This window comes from Paenibacillus dauci (assembly GCF_000971985.1).
Lineage (GTDB): Bacteria > Bacillota > Bacilli > Paenibacillales > Paenibacillaceae > Saccharibacillus > Saccharibacillus dauci.
This window is the reverse complement of record NZ_KQ040800.1, coordinates 85,598-107,259: the sequence shown is the minus strand read 5'-3', so window position 1 is coordinate 107,259 and position 21,662 is coordinate 85,598. Positions and strand designations below refer to the sequence as shown.

The following is a 21,662-nucleotide window of genomic DNA, read 5'->3' as shown; positions in this document are numbered from 1 at the left end:
AGGTAGCGCACTCCACTGTTAATGGAGCTTTATTAAAATCAAATCTTTGCAGCAGGAAGTTCTCTGGGTGCCGCTAGCATCGGTACCACGCAGCAGCCTACTTTGCAGCCGGCGGATTCGGCAGTTATCGTGTTCGGACAGATCGTCACGAAAGGCAGATCAGCAGAATCAGGCGAGTCACACAGCCGGATTCATGCCATTCTCCCTACTTGGCGCTTCGGTTCAGCAGATGCTGTCTCAAGCTCAGGCTCCGTATGTGATGCGAGAGAACTTTCCGCACAAAGATAAAATCAGGAGGAAACACCCATGACTATCATCCAACCACAACCTTTGCATAAAATACATATTACTGCCGACGAGCGCGGACTGCTGTTCGAGCAAGGCAGTTACATCAAAACTCTTCAGCCCGGAAGCTATCGATTCCTCAATCTGTCCGGTCAGACTACAATCCGGCGCTGTAAGCTTAGTGAGCCGCTTCAGTTCACACCAACCGAGTGGAATTCTACTCATACCGAGGACGAAGCTGTTCATATCCGGCTCTATCAGCACGATGCCGAATTGATGCGTGAACTGACTGTCGTTGAAGTCAGCGACCATGAATATGTGATCCATCTGGTCAATGGCAAATATAACACGCTGCTGACAGCCGGTACGTATGTATACTGGAATGTACTGCAGGAGCACCAGTTTATCCATGCGGATATCCGTCAGCCTGTCGTGGGACCGGAGATCAGCCGCAGTATTCTGGCGAAACTGCATTCCCATCTGTATGTCATCGATATTGCCAGCCATGAGACCGGTCTGTTGTACTTTGACAATCAGCTGCAGCAGCTGCTGCCACCGGGCCGTACCTTCTACTGGCGTGGACCGGTTAATGTCACTGTCAAAAAGATCGATCTGCGCCGTCAGCAGCTGGATATGACCGGACAGGAGATTCTGACCGAAGACAAAGTCACGCTGCGGCTGAACTTTGTCTGCCAGTACAAAGTAACCGATCCGCTCAAAGCAGCAGAGATCAAGAATTTTGACGAGCAGGTCTATATCCAATTGCAACTGCTACTGCGCGAATATGTCGGTACGCTCAAGCTGGATGATCTGCTGCGCATGAAGCAGGAGATCGGTGACTTTGTCCTGAGTCGCCTGCAGACACAGAGTGAGGAATATGGTGTGCAGTTCCTGTCCGCCGGTCTCAAGGATGTCATTCTGCCCGGCGATATCCGTACCATCCTGAATACTGTACTGCTCGCCGAGAAAAAAGCGCAGGCCAATATGATTACCCGCCGCGAAGAGACGGCTTCTACCCGCAGCCTGCTCAATACCGCCAAGCTAATGGATGAGAATGCTACGCTCTACCGGCTCAAGGAACTGGAATTCCTGGAGAAAATCTGCGAGAAAATTGGCACCATTTCCCTGACTGGCGGCGGCAATCTGCTGGAACAGATGAATGCGCTGATGGGCATGAAAGAAACAGCTACTGTACGCGATGCCGGTTAATTCTATAGGTGATCTACCAAAAAGACGATTCTTCCTGTTCATCGATCAAGCAGAATCGTCTTTTTCATTTGACCGGATCAATCTTCATCGTTTTCTCATGTGCCAACCTTTTCCTCTTTGGGTTACAATAGTATAGAAGAGATCTGTCTGCTTATGCTGACCGTCTTACAGGATGATTCTTACTCATCATGCGATAATATCCGGCTGCAGCAGGCTGCAATGCTCTGCAGGATAGGTATCTGCATTTTGCATAATCACAATTTGATATATGGAGGTCTACCTATTTATGAAAATTATTTCGATTGAACCTACTCCCAGTCCGAACACGATGATGCTGCGTCTGGACGAAGAACTGCCGCAAGGGATCCGTAAAACCTACACACTGGATAACGAGCGTTCGGCTCCTTCCTTTATCCGGGAGATGCTTCATATTAACGGGGTCAAAAGCGTATTCCATACCGCGGACTTTGTCGCTCTGGATCGCCGTGCCAGTGCCGATTGGTCAGCTATTCTGAACGAAGTGCAGGACAAGCTCGGCCAACAGGGCATCGAGAACAAGCTGGAAGTACCGGAAGATCTGTCTGGGGACCATTTTGGAGAAGCGAATGTATTCGTACAGTTTTTCCGCGGTATCCCGATGCAGATCCGGGTCAAAGCAGGTACCAAAGAAGAGCGCATCTCTCTCTCCGAACGGTTCGTGCAGGCTGTAACCGAAGTCGCCAGTGCGACGCTGATCAAGGAGCGCAAGCTGACTGATTATGGTGTACGTTATGGGGAACTACCAGATATTGCCCGCGAAGTGGAGCAGGAACTGGAAGCCGCTTTCCCGCAGGAACGTCTGCGCAAAATTATCGATCAGGCTATCTCCCACGGCGCCAGCAATGAAGAATTCGTCGAGCAGCGCCGCGGTATGACGCTGGAGGAGATTACCGAATCCATGAACAGTGAAGACTGGCGTGTACGTTATGCCGGCTTTGACGTACTGGAACCGACCGAAGACAGCCTGCCGCTGATCGAAAAAGCGTTGTCGGATGAGAAAATGCAAATCCGCCGTCTTGCTGTTGTGTATCTCGGCGATCTGAAAACACCAGCAGCGATGGAACTGCTGTACCGCGCACTGGAAGACAAATCGGCTGCGGTTCGTCGTACAGCCGGCGACACCCTGTCCGATATCGGTGATCCGGCAGCAACACCAGCCATGCTGAAAACCCTGCAGGACAGCAGCAAACTGGTACGCTGGCGGGCTGCCCGCTTCCTGTACGAAGTCGGTACCGAAGAAGCACGAGAGGCGCTGGAGACAGCTGTCGAAGATCCGGAATTCGAAGTCAGCTTGCAGGCCAAAATGGCACTGGAACGCATCGAATCCGGTGAAGAAGCCGCCGGCACGATCTGGCAGCAAATGGCCAAAAGCCGTCAGCAAAATGCATCCAGCTAATTCACTTTCTTCGTCTTGCTGTACAAAATCATTGCCAAATGTCTGCTAAGCACGTATACTGTAACACGTCCATGTCAGCTAAACAGCTTAGACAACACAAGCTGTGCGCAACAGGTTGATATGAATCTATAACTGAATAATATGCCTCATCACACATAACCGATGAGGTAGAGGTCGCAGCATGAATCAGTACAACCGGAGCAGGCGTAGAGCCGCCGCGAATCCCGGTTGAAAAGGTCCTGCTGCCGAAGTGCAGATTCCGCTCTGGGAATCCTGTGCTGGGGCTGTACCCGAAAGGGACAGAACTGTCACAATGAAAAAATCCAAGCATTTCATTGTGTTGAGCTATCTTAAAGGGAAAGTATGGTGCGGAATCTATAGAAATAGACCCGGCCTGGCCGCGGTCTATTTTTTGGCATTCTTTCCCTGGACGATTATGAAGGAGTGTACACAAGCATCATGAGTTCAACCGCTAAACCTACATCTACACCGGAGCCTCAGCTCCGCGCTGGCCTGCGCGCCAGACATATGACGATGATCGCCCTCGGCGGTTCGATCGGGACAGGATTATTCCTCGCCAGCGGCGGGGCGGTAGCCAATGCCGGACCCGGCGGGGCTCTGCTCGCTTATGCCTGCGTCGGTATTATGGTCTATTTCCTGATGACGAGTCTTGGCGAGATGGCGACCTATATGCCGGATTCCGGCTCGTTCAATACGTATGCCGCCCGTTTCGTCGATCCGGCTTTTGGCTTTGCGATGGGTTGGAATTTCTGGTACAACTGGGCCGTGACGATCGCTGCCGAACTGTCCGCTGCCACGATTATTATCAAATACTGGTTCCCGGAGAGCTCTTCGTTCCTGTGGAGTCTGCTATTCCTGGCCCTGATCTTCCTGCTGAATATCCTGTCAGTCAAAGGGTACGGTGAGTCGGAATACTGGTTCGCCATGATCAAGATCGTCGTTGTACTCGCCTTCCTCGTGATTGGCGTACTGATGATCTTTGGCATTATGGGCGGCGAAGCGATCGGCTTCCGTAACTTTACGATTGGCGATGCTCCATTCAACGGCGGACTGCTCGCCTTTATCGGTGTATTCATGGCAGCCGGGTTCTCTTTCCAGGGTACCGAGCTGATCGGAGTTGCTGCCGGTGAGAGCGAGAACCCGCGTGAGCATGTACCGCGTGCAATCCGTCAGGTATTCTGGCGTATTCTGATCTTCTACATTCTGGCGATTCTGGTGATTGGTCTGATCATTCCCTATACAACACCATCGCTGCTGGGCAGTGATCTGAGCGATATCGGTGTCAGCCCATTTACCCTGATTTTTGAAAAAGCAGGGCTGGCTTTTGCGGCTGCAGTCATGAATGCCGTTATCCTATCCTCCGTGCTGTCTGCCGGTAACTCCGGTATGTATGCTTCAACCCGGGTGCTGTATGCATTGGCACGCTCCGGCAAAGCACCGAAAATGTTTGGCCGTCTGAACTCCCGCGGCATTCCGCAAAATGCACTGATCGTGACCGCTGCTTTTGGAATGTTGGCCTTTCTGGCTTCCCTGTTCGGGGATGGCGTCGTCTATAGCTGGCTACTGAACGCTTCGGGAATGTGCGGATTTATTACATGGCTAGGGATTGCGATCAGTCATTACCGCTTCCGTCGTGCTTTCCAGGCGCAGGGTCGTGATATGAATGATCTGCCATTCAAGGCAAAATGGTTCCCGTTTGGCCCACTGTTTGCTTTTGTACTGTGTGCGATCGTTATCGTAGGACAGAGTCTGTCATACATTACACCGGAAGCAATTGACTGGAAATCCCTGCTCGCTTCTTACATCAGCGTCCCACTGTTCCTGATTCTATGGCTGGGTTATAAATGGACCAAGCGTACCAAAGTAATCCCGCTGACGGAATGCGATCTGGAAACGGGCGCGCGGCCGGATGATTCGGTATCATAATGCCGTACGATCAGTATCCAGAGATGTGATTGGTTGACCTTATATCTTTGAATGCTGGTCGCGAACCTATTCCTACTCTAACCTTTACCAAAATATATACTCAAAAAGCCTTTCCGCTCTCTGTCTACAACCGGGTTCCCGGTATCACAGTGAAGCAGGAAAGGCTTTTTGAGTTATCTTATCGGTTAGCCTGTAGCAGTCTTATGAGCTGCAACAGATGTAAAGATTGCTACGAGATTAGTAGGTCGGCCAGCCGGCAGAATCGTATTTCAGATCACTGATCAGCAGCTTTGGCTTGCCTTCATCGGTGGCATCGTAAGCATGACGGATAATCAGGTTGGTATTGTAGACGTCCTCACCGCCCGGACCTTTCCAGCGATCATTACCTGCATCGAGAATCGTGAAACCGCCTTTCATCATATCTACACCATTTTTGTCTACATAAGGACCAGTAATGCTCTTCGAACGTCCATAGACAGTTTTGTAAGTGCTGTTGGCTTTATCGCAACATTTATCAACGGAAGCGAATAAGTAGTAGTATCCAGTCTGTGCATTGTACGTAATGGATGGAGCTTCAATTGCACCATCATTAACAGTACGTTTGGCAATAGAGTAGATACCGCCTGTAGGCTTCATCGTATTTTTATCCAATTTGGTAATTTTCAGACCTGTCCAGAATGATCCAAAAGCAAGCCAAGGCTGCCCGCTGGCATCGATAACCAGCTCAGGGTCAATCGCATTGTAGTCTTTTGTGCTGTTCGAAGTCAGAACAACACCATCATCGCGCCAGTTACCTGCACCAACACTGCTTGCTGAAGCAAGGCCGATCGCCGATGTGTTTTGGCCAAAATCAGAAGAGATCGAATAGTATAACCATGTACGACCATTATATTGTTTGACGTCCGGTGCCCATACATCATTGGCACGATCATTTTTCAAGTTTGGAGCATACTGTCTCCACCAGGATAAAGGAGAAAGGAAAACCTGTGGTACACGGTAAAAGTTGGTTCCATTATCGGACTTCAACACTTGAATCCCAGGACCTGTTGAGAATACATAAGTTCCGCTGCCTTCTTTGATATAAGATGGATCATGAACATTCACGTCTCCACTTAGTGCCCAGTGAGCTGCGAATCCTTTGGTATCAGCAAAAATAGGCAGTAGGAGCGTCATTATAACTACCATCGTAAGTACTTTGCGTTTCATATTCAAGAAACTTCCACCCTTCTGAATCAATTTAACATCGAACGTTCAACCTGCGCTGCTCAATGTCTACACTTAATTATAAAGCGCTTTCAGAAAAGGGGAATATAATATTCACGTATTTTTATTTGATCTACATTTAGGTATCTTTTGCACATTTTATAGTTAATATAAATGTAAATTAATATGTTTAAATGTTAATTTGTAAAGGTTATTGTTGATTAAGGTAAATACACAAATGCACTTTTCGTTCTTTTATTTATTTGAGAAATAAAATTCATATAATAATATAGAAGTAATCATACGAATATTTTTTTCTAATTTTTCTATTGCGAATAAAAATAACGTACAGTAGCAAAGTCATTTCTTGCTCCAGATCAAGCTAATTTTTGGTCAAATATTGGTTTTTGTGCAAGTCAGAATATATCTGCATCTTTTCTTACTCCCATTTCCCCAAAAAAAGCCCCGATCGCATACAGCAATCGGGGCTTCCTACGTAAAAAGTATAGTTATGGATTCTATGATCATTGATCCATTACATGCCGTACGTCAAGGCATGGATTAGCTCCAGCTCAAAGTAACTTTCAGATCATTAGTGCTGCTGATCGATTTTACGCTATAGGAAAGCGACTTTACGCCAACCGAAGACAAACCGCGCAGATCGTTTTTGAGACTGGTCAGACTGCCGCTGTAGCGGAAAGTGACTGCACTTTTGCCAGCTGTCTGAGCTGCCTGTACTTGTGATTTGAGACCTGCTGCCGAACGAATCGAATCGGATTCGCTAGCTGCAGTTACATAGTTCAGCGTTTTCTCCAGCTGCTGGTAAAAGCTTGCTTTGGGATCGCCTGCTGCGATCAGCTGATCCAGTGTGCTGTGATACGTTGTATTTGCTGCCGGATACGTTTTGGTCCATTTGTGATCCTGCTTCATCTGCGAATCGGTCAGCAGATAGTAAGCGGTCTGCACATCATTTCCCTGATCCGGTACCGGATCATCCCATGTCGTATCCAGGTGATACCATTTGCCGTCCAGGTTCACCAGATTCCAGGCATGCAGTTCACCATCGGCTGTACCTTCGACGATCATATTCTGGATACCGGCTTCCTTGAGCAGCTCGTAGGTCAGCAGGGCATATCCCTGACAGACAGCCGTACCATCATGCAGTGCTTCATATGCGGTATAGCGGGTATACGTCTCATCATATTTCACATTGCGCACGACCCAGTCATGGATCGCTTTGACTTTCTCATGGTCATTCATGCTGGAAGACACGATATTGGAGAGAATCTGCTGCACTTTATTTTTGACATAGCCGGTCTGGGTGGTTGTCTCACGATAATTCATCGTAACCGTCACACGGGCAGAATAGGCATTCTGGCGCCAGCTCAGTCCATAGCTGTCCAGAATGTACTGGGTATACGGGTCTTTCTCCAGCGCATTTTCGAATGCATTTTGCAGCATTGCTTTGAGGCCACTGGTACTTCCTTTATATAAAAGAGTAACTTCGGCATCACGATTCATTAGCGACGTATAAAGCGCATTGGTCACATCGGTGGAACTGTTAACGGTTACCTGTGAAGAGGCCGCATAGATGGCCTGATTGGGAGTAACAGCAGGAAGTCCTGTGAACAGGATTGTTCCGGCCAAAAGGGTTTTGACCCAGATGTTATTTGACATTTTCATGCAGACGTAACCGCCCTTCTCCTATGATTTGCTCTGATTGTATTTATCGGCAGACAAGCCGTTTCCGGTAATAGAATGAGGGCGCTTTACCGATAAATTTCAGTGATGTGTGTATTGTGTCTTACAGGGGCTGATTCCGCTCTGCGCCCGCGATTTGCCAGGCCTATAGCATAAGACGCATGTGACAGCAAATAGTTGCGCTGCACGACTGTATTATTTGGTAAAAAGTGTGTGATAGCTATCTAATACAACCTATTTCCTGCATAAAGGAAAATAAATGGCGCTTATCCAGCAATCCTACTTATCCTGTACAGTTATTCTATAGTATACTGCTTCTTTTTCTTTTATTGTAAAACTTTTTTGCGTGTACAATCAACTTAACCGCTTATCCTGGTATGTATGCATATTTGTCAAAAATAGGTACAACCCTTTTTCCAACAAACAGAAAAAGGGCTGCGTCATTATATATCTGCTGCTGATTCTATTATCAGGCTTGTGGTTCGTTCTATTGCTTGTTGTATTGCTTGTTCCCTACTCACTCTGCTGTCACATGCATCCTGATATTAGCAGCAGAACATACATACACTTCCCTTCCTTGCACAGGCTCACGTAGGACGGCGATCAACCATTCTTATCCTCTAAAAGCAGTCAGCCGTCGGTTCAAATCTGCCGTCTGATTGTAAATCTCCTGATAAATCGCAAACAACTGATTATACCGTTCCGCCCGGCCCGGATCAGGCGCATACGATTTGGAGGTGCGCAGGAACGCTGCTGCACAATCTGCCAATGATTCGAACCAGCCGCTGCCATAGGCAGCCAGCATAGCCGCTCCCATCGCTGGTCCCTGCTCATTCTCCAGCCGGACCACTTTGGCATTGAAAATATCCGCCTGCATCTGCAGCCATGTCTCATTGCGTGCGCCGCCACCGATCGAGACCACTTCAGTGATATTTTTGCCGGACTCGCGCAGAATATCGATTGATTCCCGCAGAGAAAATGTAATGCCTTCCAGCACCGCGCGGGCAAAATGGGGGAGACGATGCGACGCATCTATCCCGATAAAGCTGCCGCGGATATCCGCATCCGGATGCGGTGTACGTTCACCAACAATATACGGCGTGAACAGCAAGCCTTCAGCTCCGGCAGTGATTTCGTCTACTCCTGACAGCAGGGCTTCAAATGACAATTCCTTGCCAAATGTGCTGCGGAACCATTCCAGGCTGTAACCTGCTGCCAGTGTGACTCCCATAATATAAAAGGCATCTTTTTCCCCATGATTAAAGAAATGCACTTTACCTTCAAAATCCAAATCCTTGCGTTCTTCATAGGACAACACAACCCCGGAGGTACCGATACTGCACATCGTCTGGCCTTCGCTTAGAATGCCTGCTCCGATCGCGCCGCAAGCATTATCCGCGCCACCCGCATAGACACGCGTAGTCTCACCAAGACCTGTACGTTCCCGGACCTCTGGCAGCAGTCCGCCTACATCGTCAAAAGACTCTACCAGACGCGGACAAAGCGATAATGGCAGATCAAACGCAGTAGCAATCGTTTCGCTCCAAGACTTGGCGGTAATATCGAGCAGCAGCGTACCTGCCGCATCCGAATAATCCATTGCCAGATCACCGGTCAACCGATAGCGTACATAATCCTTGGGCAGTAGGAACAGTGCCGCCTGGCTCCAGTTATCCGGTTCATGTTCCTGTACCCACAGTATTTTGGGTAAAGTAAACCCTTCAAGCGCACGGTTGCGGGCAATTTGCAGCAGTTCTCCACCCAGTGTCTGTTCGATTCGGCGGCACTGGGAAGTTGTACGTGTATCATTCCACAGGATCGCCGGACGAACCACTTGGTGCTCCTGATCCAGCAATACCAATCCATGCATCTGTCCGGAGAAGCTCATACCCTGTATCTCTTCTGCCGGTACGCCGGATACCTCCAGCAGTCTGCCCAGCGAGACCAGCGTCTGCTCTACCCAATCTTCGGGATTCTGCTCGCTGTATCCTGGCTTGGGCTGGGATAGCGGATACGACTCCGATGTCTCAAATGCCACCTGTCCCTGCTTGTTGACCAGTACCGTTTTGACAGCGCTGGTCCCCAGATCTACTCCAATAACGTAGCTCATAGTATTCCTCCTCTATAAATTGCTGAATAACCCGATAGGATGACTGCATACATAAAAATAATATCTTACAGCGGATGGTATCCATACCAAAAATCGCTCCCCTGCCGGTTCCCTTACGGGACCCAGGGAAGCGATCATGGACTCTTTATAATGCAGACAACAGCTATCTGGATCACACCTGCAGGATCTGATAAGATGCATGACTGTCTGCTGTAAAGATAGAATTATTCAGTTACCAGATACTGGTTCAGTGTGGCTTTGAGCAATTCTTCACGGCCGGATTCATTCTGGCGCGGCTGCTCGTTGTTCAGCGCGTACTCTGCCAGTGAAGACAGTGTTGCTTTGCCATTTACTACGTCGGCACCAACGCCTTCGCGGAAGCTGCTGTAGCGCTGATCGATAAAGTCTTCGAACACGCGATCTTCCAGCAGACGGGCAGCTGTGGTCAGACCTTTGGCAAATGTATCCATACCGGCTACATGAGCAATTACCAGATCTTCTGGTGTAAAGGAAGGACGGCGTACTTTGGCGTCAAAGTTAATACCGCCGCGGCCCAGACCACCATTTTGCAGCACTTCATACATGGTTGTGGTTGCTGCGTACAGATCTACCGGGAATTCATCCGTATCCCAGCCGATCAGCATATCGCCCTGGTTGGCATCCAGCGAGCCGAGCATGCCTTCTGTACGGGCTACACGCAGCTCATGCTGGAACGTATGACCTGCCAGTGTCGCATGGTTGGCTTCCAGGTTCAGTTTGAAATGATCGGTCAGATCATATTTTTTGAGGAAGGAAATGGCTGTTGCCGCATCAAAGTCGTATTGATGCTTGGTCGGCTCCTTCGGCTTCGGCTCGATCAGGAACTGGGCATCAAAGCCGATTTCCTTGGCGTAATCCACTGCCATATGGAACATGCGGCCCATATTGTCCTGCTCCAGCGCATAGTCTGTATTCAGCAGTGTCTCGTACCCTTCACGGCCGCCCCAGAATACATAGTTTTCCGCACCCAGACGCTTGCCGACTTCCAGACCTTTTTTGATCTGTGCAGCTGCATGAGCGTATACATCGGCATTGCATGTAGAAGCTGCACCGTGCATAAAGCGCGGATTGCTGAACATGTTGGCTGTATTCCACAGCAATTTTTTGCCGGTTTGCTTCATATGTTGTTCAATCATATCGACAATGGTATCGATATTGTTGTAAAATTCGCGAAGACTATCTCCTTCGGGAGCGATATCCACATCGTGGAAACAGAAGTAAGGCATGCTCAGTTTGTCCATCAGCTCGAACAGTCCTTCAACGCGAGCTTTGGCCAGGTCCATACCTGTATAGGAGCCCCATGGACGGGAAGCGGTTTCAACACCGAACGGATCGGAACCACCGGCAACGAGTGTATGCCAGTACGCCATACCAAAGCGCAGGTGCTCTTCCATCGTCTTGCCCGCTACGATCTGGGACGGATTATAAAATTTAAAAGCATAGGGATTTTTGGATTGGACACCTTCGTAAGCTACTTTCTCAACATTTGCAAAGTAAGCCATTACATAAATCCTCCTCTTATGTGTTCATGGGCGTGAGATTTCGCGGCAGAACAGGTCGTCCATCTTGGGTCCAGCTGTCCGCTGCGCAAAATAACCGCTTGAAAGAAATCGTTTACATCGCTATCCTAACATATACAGAATACTTTGTCTATTCATTAAACAAAGTCTTAAAAAAATCGGATAAAGGGGTATCATTTATGAAAATTACAGGAGACCAGGCACTCGTCAAACGTATCAACAAGTCGCTCGTACTGGACAGTATCCGCCAGCATGCACCACTCTCCCGCACGAGCGTCTCCCGATTAACCGGGTTGAACAAAGCAACTGTCTCCAATCTGGTGCAGGAATTGATCGATGATCAACTGGTGCTAGAATCCGGTGAAGGTCAGTCCAGTGGCGGTCGTAAGCCGCTCATGCTGGAATTCAACCGGACAGCTGGTTATGCTGCCGGTGTGGAACTAACGGTCAATGAGCTGACGATTGTACTGACCGATCTGGAAGGAGAGATTATCGCCCGGCAGATGATGCCACTGCAGGATCATCAGGTATCGACAACCCTCGAGCTGATGCAGCAGATGATGACCCGGCTGCTGACCGAGGTACCGGCCTCTGTACATGGACTAATCGGAATGGGCGTTGGTGTGCCTGGTATGGTCGATGCACTCGGCAATGTACTGTTCGCACCCAATCTGGGTTGGGAAGGTGTGCCGCTACGCGAGGAGCTGGAGCAGTTGTTCGGACTGCCAGTCACGATTGATAATGAAGCCAATGCCGGCGCGATTGGCGAGCTGCAGTTCGGTGCAGGACGACATGTACGCAATCTGGTCTATGTCAGTGTAGGCATGGGAATCGGCTCCGGTATTATTATTGACGGTGAACCTTACAAGGGAGCTCGTGGTTATGCCGGGGAGACCGGTCATATGTCGGTCGAGGCATACGGTCTGCCCTGCTCCTGCGGCAGCCGCGGCTGCTGGGAACTATATGCTTCGGAGCTGGCTTATGATCATGCGCTTCGTGATCCGCTGCTCGACAGTACGACCGCTTACTGGGTACAGCAGGCAGAATGGGATGAACCGGAAGCCATCGAACTGTTCCGGCGGATCGGGGAATATCTGGGGATCGGGATTACCAATCTGGTCAACAGCTTTAACCCGGAAGTGATCATTATCGGCGGTCATATGCGTCAGGCAGAGCCGTGGATTGCACCACACGTCCAGACGGTTGTCTCTCAGCGTACCCTGCCCTATCATCGGCAAAAGCTCGTGATCCAGTATTCCGAGCTGGGCGATCAGTCTGCCGTGATCGGTGCGGCATATGCCGCGATTTCACAATTTCTGGGCCGGGTGCGAGTATCGGTGTAGTACCGCCGGTTCCCGGTTGTGTCTGCTCTGCTCTTTCTTATATTTGGATTACACAGAACAATAAATTTCTCCTCTATCGTAGAGCCATGCTGACGGATTGCTGATTGTCTTTCTTCCAAATCTGTAGTATTCTAACAGCGTTAGAACCTTAGATTATCAGCAGTACCGCAACATCAATACACTCATGAGGAGCTGAAGGCTATGGAAAAGATGTGTATGCAAATGATGATGGGTATGGGTATGGAAGACATGATGAGCAAGATGAACAACATGAAGATGATGATGGAAATGTGCAGCAAGATGGATATGAACATGAAGGATATGGGCATGAATACCGACATGATGATGAGCAAGCTGCAAGAATGCGATGAAATGATGACTACGATGATGACGATGATGCGTGATATGAAACAAGCCAGCATGTAATTCACAGTAGGATGTGAATACAAGCTGGCTTGTCGTGTAAAAGAAGATATATAGGGAGCCGTCTGCTGGGGCAGATACGGCTCTCTTTTTATTTGTTATTGCATCATTTGCGATGTGAACGGTGTCTGCCTATAGGTATGCCGATTATAGGCAATCAGCGGCTAGCAAGCACTGTCAGGCAGATGGATCATGCCTGGTTCCACGAAGCCGATTCCATCAAAGTCTAGGGACAGGATTGCTCAGGGCTGTCCTGCTCTGTCGTCTCGGACTGGATCTGGCGGGATACGTGGATACGCTGAAGCTTAAGCTCCCACCACTGCTGAAGCAGCTGCTTCTTGGTCGGCTCATCCGTGCTCTGGCGGATATCTTGGTACACTTGTATTAATTTATAATTGATACGGTCAAATTCTCTCCACAGATTCTCTGTAATCGCCCAGTCGCTCGATGTATTCCAGCGAGAGAGGCTCTCGAGAATCTCTTCCTGCCATTCCAGGTCGCCGAGCTGGATCGCATAATTCAGCAGATCCAGATAGTCATCATTACGTTCTGATATTATTTCCTGAATACGATTCACAGTCATTCACACCTTTGCTTTCTTTTTATACCGAGTATTATACTCGGAATATAGGCAAATACAATAGTCTGGCTATGTGATTATGATGCAGCCGGTTATAGATTTATTGAATAGATACGTCGGTGCTTCTTGTTTTGTCTATGGATGATGCTGAAAATGATCACGGAACGTTGCTATAGATCATATCGGTCACGACATCGACACAGACAGAGTGGCGAACAATATATGCTCACTCAATTGCTTAAAATTTGACGTAAAATTGCCTTATTTAGGATGAACCAGATTCGGCATTTTGATCTATAATTTCGTTATTGGTAATTGTAGGATATTCAAAAAAGGCTATTGTAGCCACTATACAAACTTATAGATAGATAGAGATCAACCATTTGTGAAACGGAGAGAGAGCGACCATGAATTTCTGGGGAACTGCCGACATTTCGCTGCCTTTTTATTTTATGATGTTCCTATTCGCGCTCATCATTTTCCCTCTGCTCAGTCTGGGTGTGTTTAACTTCTCACAGGCCAAGCGAAAAAAAGGCATGTCGTTGTTAATGGCCGGGTTGGGAATATTTCTGATTTTCCAGGCCATATCAAGTGTCTGGTTTTAGTAAAGAAGACGTAAATGCCAGTCATTGGCATAATGTAGACAATAACGTATAATCCAGATAAAGCCAGTGACTCCCTATGGGCCACTGGCTTTATTTTATATCATTTTTCATATACATAATGTAAGGAGAATAGATATGCAAAAGATATCGGTATCTCTGCCTCCGCTGCATCCGGACCTGGGCACCATGATTGCCTGGTGCGCTATTCCTGTTGCTACCGGAGAACAGCCGCTGCTGCTGGCATTCAATGAGCAGGCAGAGCTGTGGCAGATTGAGCTATTTACCGGACAGACCCGGCTGATTAGCCAGGTTGAATTACCGGCATTCCAGCCGGCTTATCCGGTTCAATTGATCGTTAGCCCATGTGGACGTGTCGCTGCCATATCCAACCGGTTTGGTAAAAATGCGGTTGTGATTGAACTAGCCTCGGGCAATACGCTGCTGTCACTGGAGCGCGGAGAGTATCACTACGACAAGTCTGTGTACCCTCTGGCTTTTATTATGAAAAAGGAACAGCTGCTGCTGGTGTATGGGACAGATTGGAATCGGCTGGAACTTGTATCTCTTTTGCCGGAACTCCAGCCGCTCAGCGACCGGGATATCCCGGTTTCTCAATCAGAAGCCCAGTCAGCCAAGGCCACCGAACACTATCTGGACTATTTTCACGGGGAACTGCATGTCTCACCAGATGGAGAGCATCTCGCTGAGACGGGCTGGATATGGGGGCCTGCTGGTATTGCCAGAGTGTGGAATAGTTCCAAATGGATGGACAATGTATGGGAATCCGAAGATGGCGATTCACTTGAATCGATCTGGTACCCGCTGCTCGACTGGGATCTTCCCATGATATGGCTGGATGCGCAGCGGCTGGCCATCTGGGGGCAGTTGGATGAAGACTTGCTGGAAAAGGAAGATTGGCAACAGGAAGGCGTACAGTCTGCTATTGTAATCTATGACGTTCAGCAGCATGATCGTCATGCGGTAATTACCAACGCACCGACCTTTCTGACTTCTGTAACTTTACCGGGTCTATTTGTCCATCCTCAAGCGCAGCTGGCTGTCTCCTCTACCGGCAAACTGTTTGCCTGGGGACGCGAGGTAGATATGCAGGCATGGGATCTCTCTACCCTGCAGCCGGAGCCGCTGGATAGCCCGTTCCAACCAGATCTGTATCATCCACACGCTGATTTATTTCTCAAATTCGAAAAAGGTCGCATAGAGGCGTGGCAGTATGTAGTCACTGGAAAAGAATAAACAAACGTAACCAGCTATATCGGACGAATTTTATTATTCTCTTGAGTTTGAAAAGCCAAAAAAGCTGCCTGAGTAAATCAGACAGCTTTTTGAGTTATATTCAATTCACCAATTATCCGTTCAGCTCATCGCATTACAGGGTTACTGCGGCATGCTCCAGTGCTTCGATATATTTCTCCGCATCCATCGCTGCCATACATCCGCTGCCTGCAGCAGTGATGGCCTGGCGATACTTGGTATCCTGCACGTCGCCACAAGCGAATACGCCAGGGATATTGGTCTCGGCAGTGCCCGGTGTGGTCACGATATAACCGTTCTCGTCCGTAGTGATCTGTCCCCCGAGGAAGCCGGTGTTCGGATGGTGGCCGATCGCTACGAATACGCCGTGAGCCGGGATGACTTCTTCCTGGCCTGTCGTATTATTGAGCACTTTCAGACCCGTCACGCCCATATCGCCTGCTACCACTTCAACCGGTGTATTGTTCAGCGCCCACTCGATTTTCTCGTTGGCACGTGCGCGATCCTGCATAATTTTGGAAGCACGCAGCTCGTCACGGCGGTGAACCAGTGTTACTTTGGAAGCAAAACGGGTCAGGAAGCTGGCTTCTTCCAGCGCAGAGTCTCCGCCGCCGACAACGATGATTTCTTTATTCCGGAAGAAGAAACCGTCACAGGTCGCACAGGTGCTGACACCGCGTCCGATATTGTCCTGCTCGTTCGGGATGCCCAGATATTTGGCTGTTGCGCCAGTAGAAATGATCAGCGTCTCAGTAATGATCTCGCCTTTGCCTTCTACCTGCAGCTTGAACGGACGTTCGGACATGTCTACGCTGTTCACCCAGCCGGTAAAGAATTCGGCGCCAAAGCGTTCAGCCTGTTTGCGCATATTATCCATCAGTTCAGGACCCATAATACCTTCCGGAAAACCGGGGAAGTTCTCGATCTCTGTAGTCGTGGTCAGCTGTCCACCAGGCTGTGGTCCTTCGATAACGAGTGGGCTCATATTGGCACGAGCCAGGTAGATCGCAGCTGTCAGTCCCGCAGGACCAGTACCGATAATAATAGATTTGTACATGTGAATTCCTCCATATATATTATAATTTCGGTGCTGCTGCATCACCTGCTGCCTGCAATGACGACACTGGAAGTGATAAGACAGACACCCTTTTGCTTCATAAATAAAAGTATTATCCTGCTATATTATTACTATGTTTATTATATAATCTGGAAGTTATCTTTATTATACATGCCATTAATTAAATTGTATACAATTTATTTGTTTTGAAGATATATTTTATTATGATTCCACTCGTCTCTGTAGTCAAATGAAGTTTTGATGAAACGCCAAAAGGGTGAATTCTCCGGTCTCCCGCGGAATTCACCCTTTATCTGATTTCTATACATTTATACGGATACAATGACAGTGAGTAGCTGCTCTTCATCAATCGTAGACTTTACCCCAGCCATAACCGGCTTCCTCCGACACATCTTCCGGCATTCCCGGCAAAATCAGTCCGCCATCTACACGCAGATTGATACCTGTAATGTAGGAAGCTTCATCCGATGCTATCCAGGCAATAGCCTCTCCGATATCCGCAGGCGTACCCATACGTCCGAGTGGAATCTTTTTGCCCAGCGGCTCCTTGAGCGGGTCCTGCTCCAGCCGGTTCACTGTGGCACCTGGAGCAATACAATTGACACGTATGCCATGCGGAGCCAGCTCCAGAGCAATCGAAGCGCAGGAACGGATCAGCGCGGCTTTCATACCGCCATAGATGCTGTCGCCGGGATAAGCCCTCTCTCCCCGGGAAGAGGTGATATAGATGATATTCCCCTGAATATTGCGCTCAATCATCGCCTGTGCCGCATAGCGTGTAGCCAGAATCGGTGCGCGATAATCCAGATCGATCATCTGATTCATCGCTTCCCTGTCCAGCTCGATCAGTGGCTTCATCGTGCCTCCACCGGAATTATTAACGAGCAGATCCAGTCGACCAAAATGCTCTACCGCCTGACGAACCGTCGATTCCACCTCATCCTGCCGGGTCAGATCGCTTTGAATGGTAAAGGGATCTGCTCCGTAAATATGAGCCAGTTCCTGAGCCACCGTCTCCATATCCTCATCATCCGAATGATAGGTCAAAGCAAGACGATATCCTTTCTGTGCCAGCACTTTGGCAATTCCTCTTCCGATTCCGATCGCTGCTCCGGTGACCAGGGCAACTTTGCGATGATCCTGTGGCGATTGCGTCATAGTCGTCTCCTCCCAGGGGAATAGTATGTTCATCATTACCCCTGGAACTCGCCCATAAACGGATATGGATTATTCAATCGTCTATCCAGCGTTTACAGCAGCAGGCTTTTCCTGAATAGGACAGACTTTCCTTACAGGAAGCGGCAAAGCTATATGACTATGCTGGCAATTAGCAGCAACTATATCGCTATTCCTTTATCTACTATTCGCTTATCCGTTATACCTATAACTATTCTCTTTTATCCTGTAACCAATGCCTGACGCTTGTCCAGCGTCTCCTGCCAGACGCGGCGCATATACAGGGAAGCTTCCGGTAGCTGTTCTTTTGCTACACCCTCCAGCGAAATATCGATATGCGGCTTATACTGCTGCAGCAATTCAAAAAAGTACGAATAATCCAGAATACCGGTACCTGCCAGGCATTCCTGCTTGATACCATCCTCGGTAAATCGAATATCCTTGGCATGGATCAGAATAATCCGCTCCGCCAGTTTCTCGAATACACCACGCAGAAAAGCCTGCTGATCGGCTACAAATTCGGTCTTCATCATATTACAGGGATCAAACAGCATACCGACGGTAGGCGAAGGAACTTCTTCGATCAGTCGTTCCATCAGCTCGGCGGTATGCAACGTATGAACCGCTACGGGCTCGATCGCCATATGTACGCCCCACTTCTCCGCTTCTTCCGCCAGTTCGGTTACGGTATCCCGCAGTGTATTCCAGCCAACTTCCTGATAGCTGTCCGGATAAGCCTGCTGATACGTAGTGAGAGAGCCTGTCTCTGTCGCTACCATACTGCAGCCAAAATCGCGGGCATAACGCAGATGCTCCTTGAACCGATTGATCTCCTGCCGCCGGACAGCCGGGTCGGGATGCACCGGGTCAATGTAACAGCCGAGCACAGAGATTCGTACTCCCTGCCGGTCGAACTGTTCGGCGATCATATGACCGAGTCCTGGGCTTAACTTGCCAGTTGATGTATCCACGTCCGAGATCGCCTTGGCCAGTGCAAGCTGTACACCGGTGAATCCACCCTGTGCCACTCGGGCGGCCAGATCAGCGACGGGCTGCTTGCCGTATAAATGAGATAATACTGCCTGTCTCAAGATGACACCTCCGATTCTGAAATGCAGTCTCTGTTAACGTGCCATCCATCCGCCATCTACACATATAATATGTCCATTCAGATAATCCGAAGCTTCGGAAGCCAGGAACACAACCGGCCCTTTCATATCTTCCGCTTTGCCCCAGCGACCTGCCGGAATACGTTCGGTAATCGCATCGAAGCGTGCCTGATCCGCTACGATCGGAGCGGTATTATCCGTCATCATATAGCCGGGAGCAATCGCATTGATCTGGATGCCTTTGGATGCCCATTCATTCGCAAGTGCCTTGGTAATCCCGGCTACACCGTGCTTGCTCGCTGTATATCCTGGTACATTGATTCCACCCTGATAGGACAGCATCGAAGCCACACTGATAATTTTGCCGCTGCCGCGCTCAATCATATGACGACCTACGAGCTGGGACAGATAGAATACTGTCTCCAGGTTGATATCAATTACATCAGCAAAGTCTTTCCATGCATGATCGACAGCTGGTGTACGGCGGATGATACCTGCATTGTTGATCAGAATATCGATACGTCCTTTAAATTCCAGTGCCTGCTTCACTACATCTTCCAGCCGGTCATGCTGGCTCAGATCCGCTTCAATCGAATGTGCTTCTCTGCCCAGTTCGCGAACCTTGTTGACCGTGTCATCGCTATTGGAGTAGGAGACACAGACGATATCCGCTCCTGCTTCTGCGAGACCCAGTGCCATTCCTTGTCCGAGTCCGCCGCTTGCTCCGGTTACCAGTGCTACCTTGCCACTCAAATCAAATGCTTTCATCCCTGTTCATCCTCCTGTAATGGAATCGCTTATGTTACCTATTGAGTGATGGAATTATGATGACGAATCTGCCTGATCCAGCGGGATACCTGCCTGACGGAACTGCTCCGCCTGCTCTGCTGACAGTCCGCTGTCTGTAATAATACGATCCAGCTCCTGACAGCCTGCAAATGTCCAGAGCGCAAATTGCCCGAATTTCTGGTGATCGATTACACCGTATACATGCTGGGCCGTCTCCACCAGTGCTTTTTTGAAAGGAACCAGATCGCCGGTATAGATCGACAATCCAAACTCCGGATGCAGTGCAGTTGAAGAAACGAATGCTTTATGAATATTCAGTCCACGTACATATTCAATGGCCTGACTACTGACCAGCATATTGCGGTTGCGCTCGCCGCCGGGAACAACCAGACGAATCTGTTCCTTTTTGGCCAGTTCACTAAGAATAAACAGATCATTGGTCACAACGGTCAGTGGCATCGCTGGCAGCCTGCGGGCAATCTCCAGCGTGGTACTGCCACCATCCAGCGCGATAATATCGTTGGGCTGAATATAATGCAGCGCCCGTTCGGCGATCTCGGCCTTTTCCGGCATATGTTTGGTATTCACGCCCTGTCCGGACAGGATGCCGTACTGATCGTTCTGAGCCAGTACAGCGCCTCCATGTACACGAACCAGCAGTCCCATTTCTTCCAGTTTGGCCAGATCCTCACGGATTGTCTTGCCGGTTACATTCAGTGTATCGCTAAGTTCGCCTACCGTAATCTCCTGGCTGGCGATCAATATTTCCATAATACGTTCATGCCGTTTGAGTGCGCTCATCCTGACCCCCGTCCCTTCCAGTATCGACTGTATTCGTTATGATTCTGTGCAGCACCATCTGCTGGACGCATGTTCAGAGCCCATCACGAATACAATATGTTCATTTCTGTGCACTGGAATGGTTTTGGGTTTATTTTAAATCCTTCATGGCTACTGCGTCCATATCATCGAAAGTTTGGTTCTCGCCAGCCATCGCCCAGCAGAACGTATAATTGCTCGTACCTACTCCACTGTGAATCGACCAGCTCGGAGAAATGGCAACCTGTCCGTCACGCATAACCAGATGCTTGGTCTCCTGCGGCTCGCCCATAAAGTGGAATACGACCGCATCTTCCGGAAGATTAAAGTACAGATATACTTCCGAGCGACGATTATGGGTATGAGAAGGCATCGTATTCCACATATTGCCCGGTGCCAGCTCGGTAATCCCCATGACCAGCTGACAGCTCTGGATACCGCCCTGGTGGATGTATTTGTAGATCGTACGTTCATTGGAAGTTTTGATATCGCCCAGATGGCTTGGTGTTGCGTCTTCTTTGGTTGCTTTGGTTGTCGGATAGGCTTTATGCGCCGGTGTCGATACAAAATAGAATTTGGCAGGTTCGCTGCCACCACTCGCAAAGCTCACTTCCTTCGTTCCGAGCGATACATATAGACATTCAAAAGCGCCGATTTCGTATTTTTCCCCATCGGCAGTTACCGTTCCGGCTGCACCGATATTGATAATACCGATCTCACGACGTTCCAGGAAAAAGTCGGTTCCGATATCCTTAAGATTGACTTCAAGCTTGATCTCGCGGGAAGCAGGCACAGCCGAACCGACGATATAACGGTCTACATGGCTGTAAACGGTTACAAGTTCATCCGGTGCAAACAGACTCTCAATCAGAAATTCCTCACGCAGACGGGCAGTATCAAATGTTTTTACATCATTCGGGTGGGAGACATAACGGTTTTCCATAATATTCATCCTCTCGATTGTTTGTTTTATTATAGGTAGCTAATGACTGTTTACGTTTATATAAGTTCATTTTAGT

At 48.9% G+C, this 21,662-nt stretch carries 18 protein-coding genes and 1 riboswitch; of the genes, 7 read left to right on the top strand and 11 right to left on the bottom strand.

Annotation, left to right across the window (positions count from 1 at the left end):
• Positions 1-306: 306 nt before the first annotated feature.
• The 3 genes from WH46_RS05875 to WH46_RS05865 all read left to right on the top strand — a co-directional run bounded on the left by WH46_RS05875 (position 307) and on the right by WH46_RS05865 (position 4,876).
• A complete protein-coding gene (locus WH46_RS05875) occupies positions 307-1,494 on the top strand; it encodes a slipin family protein (RefSeq protein ID WP_046226072.1) in 1,188 nt (395 codons plus the stop codon).
• A gap of 286 nt (positions 1,495-1,780) precedes the next feature.
• The gene (locus WH46_RS05870) at positions 1,781-2,929 is read left to right on the top strand and encodes a virulence factor (protein ID WP_046226071.1); all 1,149 of its coding nucleotides are present in this window, start codon (positions 1,781-1,783) and stop codon (positions 2,927-2,929) included.
• A 160-nt stretch (positions 2,930-3,089) separates the two neighbouring features.
• A riboswitch (Lysine riboswitch) is annotated at positions 3,090-3,285 on the top strand.
• 103 nt (positions 3,286-3,388) lie between these two features.
• Entirely contained in the window at positions 3,389-4,876 is a 1,488-nt protein-coding gene (locus WH46_RS05865; protein WP_046226070.1) for an amino acid permease, read from the top strand.
• A 237-nt stretch (positions 4,877-5,113) separates the two neighbouring features.
• Here the strand turns inward: WH46_RS05865 and WH46_RS05860 are convergent, their stop codons facing one another.
• From WH46_RS05860 to xylA, 4 genes are all read right to left on the bottom strand, one after another.
• Positions 5,114-6,082 carry an arabinan endo-1,5-alpha-L-arabinosidase AbnA gene (locus tag WH46_RS05860; protein ID WP_046226069.1) on the bottom strand — a complete coding sequence of 323 codons (969 nt, stop codon included), beginning with the start codon at positions 6,080-6,082 and terminating at the stop codon, positions 5,114-5,116.
• Between the two features lie 558 nt (positions 6,083-6,640).
• Complete coding sequence (locus WH46_RS05855; RefSeq protein ID WP_046226068.1) at positions 6,641-7,762, bottom strand: transglutaminase domain-containing protein; 1,122 nt, start codon at positions 7,760-7,762, stop codon at positions 6,641-6,643.
• A gap of 631 nt (positions 7,763-8,393) precedes the next feature.
• A complete protein-coding gene (gene xylB, locus WH46_RS05850) occupies positions 8,394-9,890 on the bottom strand; it encodes a xylulokinase (protein WP_046226067.1) in 1,497 nt (498 codons plus the stop codon).
• Between the two features lie 224 nt (positions 9,891-10,114).
• Positions 10,115-11,431: a xylose isomerase gene (xylA, locus tag WH46_RS05845; protein WP_017814285.1), complete on the bottom strand. Its 1,317-nt coding sequence runs from the start codon at positions 11,429-11,431 to the stop codon at positions 10,115-10,117.
• A 197-nt stretch (positions 11,432-11,628) separates the two neighbouring features.
• Between xylA and WH46_RS05840 the strand changes: the two genes are divergently transcribed.
• Positions 11,629-12,792: an ROK family protein gene (locus WH46_RS05840; RefSeq protein WP_017814284.1), complete on the top strand. Its 1,164-nt coding sequence runs from the start codon at positions 11,629-11,631 to the stop codon at positions 12,790-12,792.
• Between the two features lie 201 nt (positions 12,793-12,993).
• Positions 12,994-13,218, top strand: coding sequence for a hypothetical protein (locus tag WH46_RS05835; protein WP_017814283.1), 225 nt, complete (start codon positions 12,994-12,996; stop codon positions 13,216-13,218).
• Positions 13,219-13,441: 223 nt separating this feature from the next.
• On the opposite strand, the gene WH46_RS05830 is transcribed toward WH46_RS05835, so the two are convergent.
• Positions 13,442-13,792 (bottom strand): hypothetical protein, encoded by a 351-nt coding sequence (locus WH46_RS05830; RefSeq protein ID WP_052714134.1) that lies wholly within the window; start codon positions 13,790-13,792, stop codon positions 13,442-13,444.
• Between the two features lie 410 nt (positions 13,793-14,202).
• On the opposite strand from WH46_RS05830, the gene WH46_RS05825 reads away from it, so the two are divergent.
• Entirely contained in the window at positions 14,203-14,400 is a 198-nt protein-coding gene (locus WH46_RS05825) for a hypothetical protein (RefSeq protein ID WP_017814281.1), read from the top strand.
• Positions 14,401-14,535: 135 nt separating this feature from the next.
• Positions 14,536-15,654, top strand: coding sequence for a hypothetical protein (locus WH46_RS05820; protein ID WP_046226065.1), 1,119 nt, complete (start codon positions 14,536-14,538; stop codon positions 15,652-15,654).
• A 133-nt stretch (positions 15,655-15,787) separates the two neighbouring features.
• Here WH46_RS05820 and trxB read toward each other — a convergent pair whose 3' ends face one another.
• The 6 genes from trxB to kduI all read right to left on the bottom strand — a co-directional run bounded on the left by trxB (position 15,788) and on the right by kduI (position 21,586).
• Positions 15,788-16,729, bottom strand: coding sequence for a thioredoxin-disulfide reductase (gene trxB, locus WH46_RS05815; protein WP_046226064.1), 942 nt, complete (start codon positions 16,727-16,729; stop codon positions 15,788-15,790).
• A 366-nt stretch (positions 16,730-17,095) separates the two neighbouring features.
• Positions 17,096-17,908, bottom strand: coding sequence for an SDR family NAD(P)-dependent oxidoreductase (locus WH46_RS05810; RefSeq protein ID WP_046226063.1), 813 nt, complete (start codon positions 17,906-17,908; stop codon positions 17,096-17,098).
• A gap of 239 nt (positions 17,909-18,147) precedes the next feature.
• Entirely contained in the window at positions 18,148-19,017 is an 870-nt protein-coding gene (locus WH46_RS05805; protein WP_052714133.1) for a sugar phosphate isomerase/epimerase family protein, read from the bottom strand.
• 33 nt (positions 19,018-19,050) lie between these two features.
• Positions 19,051-19,803: a 2-dehydro-3-deoxy-D-gluconate 5-dehydrogenase KduD gene (gene kduD / locus WH46_RS05800; protein WP_017814276.1), complete on the bottom strand. Its 753-nt coding sequence runs from the start codon at positions 19,801-19,803 to the stop codon at positions 19,051-19,053.
• A 54-nt stretch (positions 19,804-19,857) separates the two neighbouring features.
• Positions 19,858-20,625 (bottom strand): DeoR/GlpR family DNA-binding transcription regulator, encoded by a 768-nt coding sequence (locus WH46_RS05795; protein WP_017814275.1) that lies wholly within the window; start codon positions 20,623-20,625, stop codon positions 19,858-19,860.
• Positions 20,626-20,755: 130 nt separating this feature from the next.
• Entirely contained in the window at positions 20,756-21,586 is an 831-nt protein-coding gene (kduI, locus tag WH46_RS05790) for a 5-dehydro-4-deoxy-D-glucuronate isomerase (protein WP_017814274.1), read from the bottom strand.
• Positions 21,587-21,662: the final 76 nt, after the last annotated feature.

Bases quoted from the DNA above. Each gene is read 5' to 3' on its own strand.
- kduD (WP_017814276.1), bottom strand. From the start codon at position 19,803: ATGAAAGCATTTGATTTGAGTGGCAAGGTAGCACTGGTAACCGGAGCA.
- WH46_RS05870 (WP_046226071.1), top strand. From the start codon at position 1,781: ATGAAAATTATTTCGATTGAACCTACTCCCAGTCCGAACACGATGATG.
- WH46_RS05840 (WP_017814284.1), top strand. From the start codon at position 11,629: ATGAAAATTACAGGAGACCAGGCACTCGTCAAACGTATCAACAAGTCG.
- WH46_RS05835 (WP_017814283.1), top strand. From the start codon at position 12,994: ATGGAAAAGATGTGTATGCAAATGATGATGGGTATGGGTATGGAAGAC.
- xylA (WP_017814285.1), bottom strand. From the start codon at position 11,431: ATGGCTTACTTTGCAAATGTTGAGAAAGTAGCTTACGAAGGTGTCCAA.
- WH46_RS05820 (WP_046226065.1), top strand. From the start codon at position 14,536: ATGCAAAAGATATCGGTATCTCTGCCTCCGCTGCATCCGGACCTGGGC.
- kduI (WP_017814274.1), bottom strand. From the start codon at position 21,586: ATGGAAAACCGTTATGTCTCCCACCCGAATGATGTAAAAACATTTGAT.
- WH46_RS05865 (WP_046226070.1), top strand. From the start codon at position 3,389: ATGAGTTCAACCGCTAAACCTACATCTACACCGGAGCCTCAGCTCCGC.
- xylB (WP_046226067.1), bottom strand. From the start codon at position 9,890: ATGAGCTACGTTATTGGAGTAGATCTGGGGACCAGCGCTGTCAAAACG.
- WH46_RS05795 (WP_017814275.1), bottom strand. From the start codon at position 20,625: ATGAGCGCACTCAAACGGCATGAACGTATTATGGAAATATTGATCGCC.
- WH46_RS05855 (WP_046226068.1), bottom strand. From the start codon at position 7,762: ATGAAAATGTCAAATAACATCTGGGTCAAAACCCTTTTGGCCGGAACA.
- trxB (WP_046226064.1), bottom strand. From the start codon at position 16,729: ATGTACAAATCTATTATTATCGGTACTGGTCCTGCGGGACTGACAGCT.
- WH46_RS05860 (WP_046226069.1), bottom strand. From the start codon at position 6,082: ATGAAACGCAAAGTACTTACGATGGTAGTTATAATGACGCTCCTACTG.
- WH46_RS05810 (WP_046226063.1), bottom strand. From the start codon at position 17,908: ATGACGCAATCGCCACAGGATCATCGCAAAGTTGCCCTGGTCACCGGA.
- WH46_RS05875 (WP_046226072.1), top strand. From the start codon at position 307: ATGACTATCATCCAACCACAACCTTTGCATAAAATACATATTACTGCC.
- WH46_RS05825 (WP_017814281.1), top strand. From the start codon at position 14,203: ATGAATTTCTGGGGAACTGCCGACATTTCGCTGCCTTTTTATTTTATG.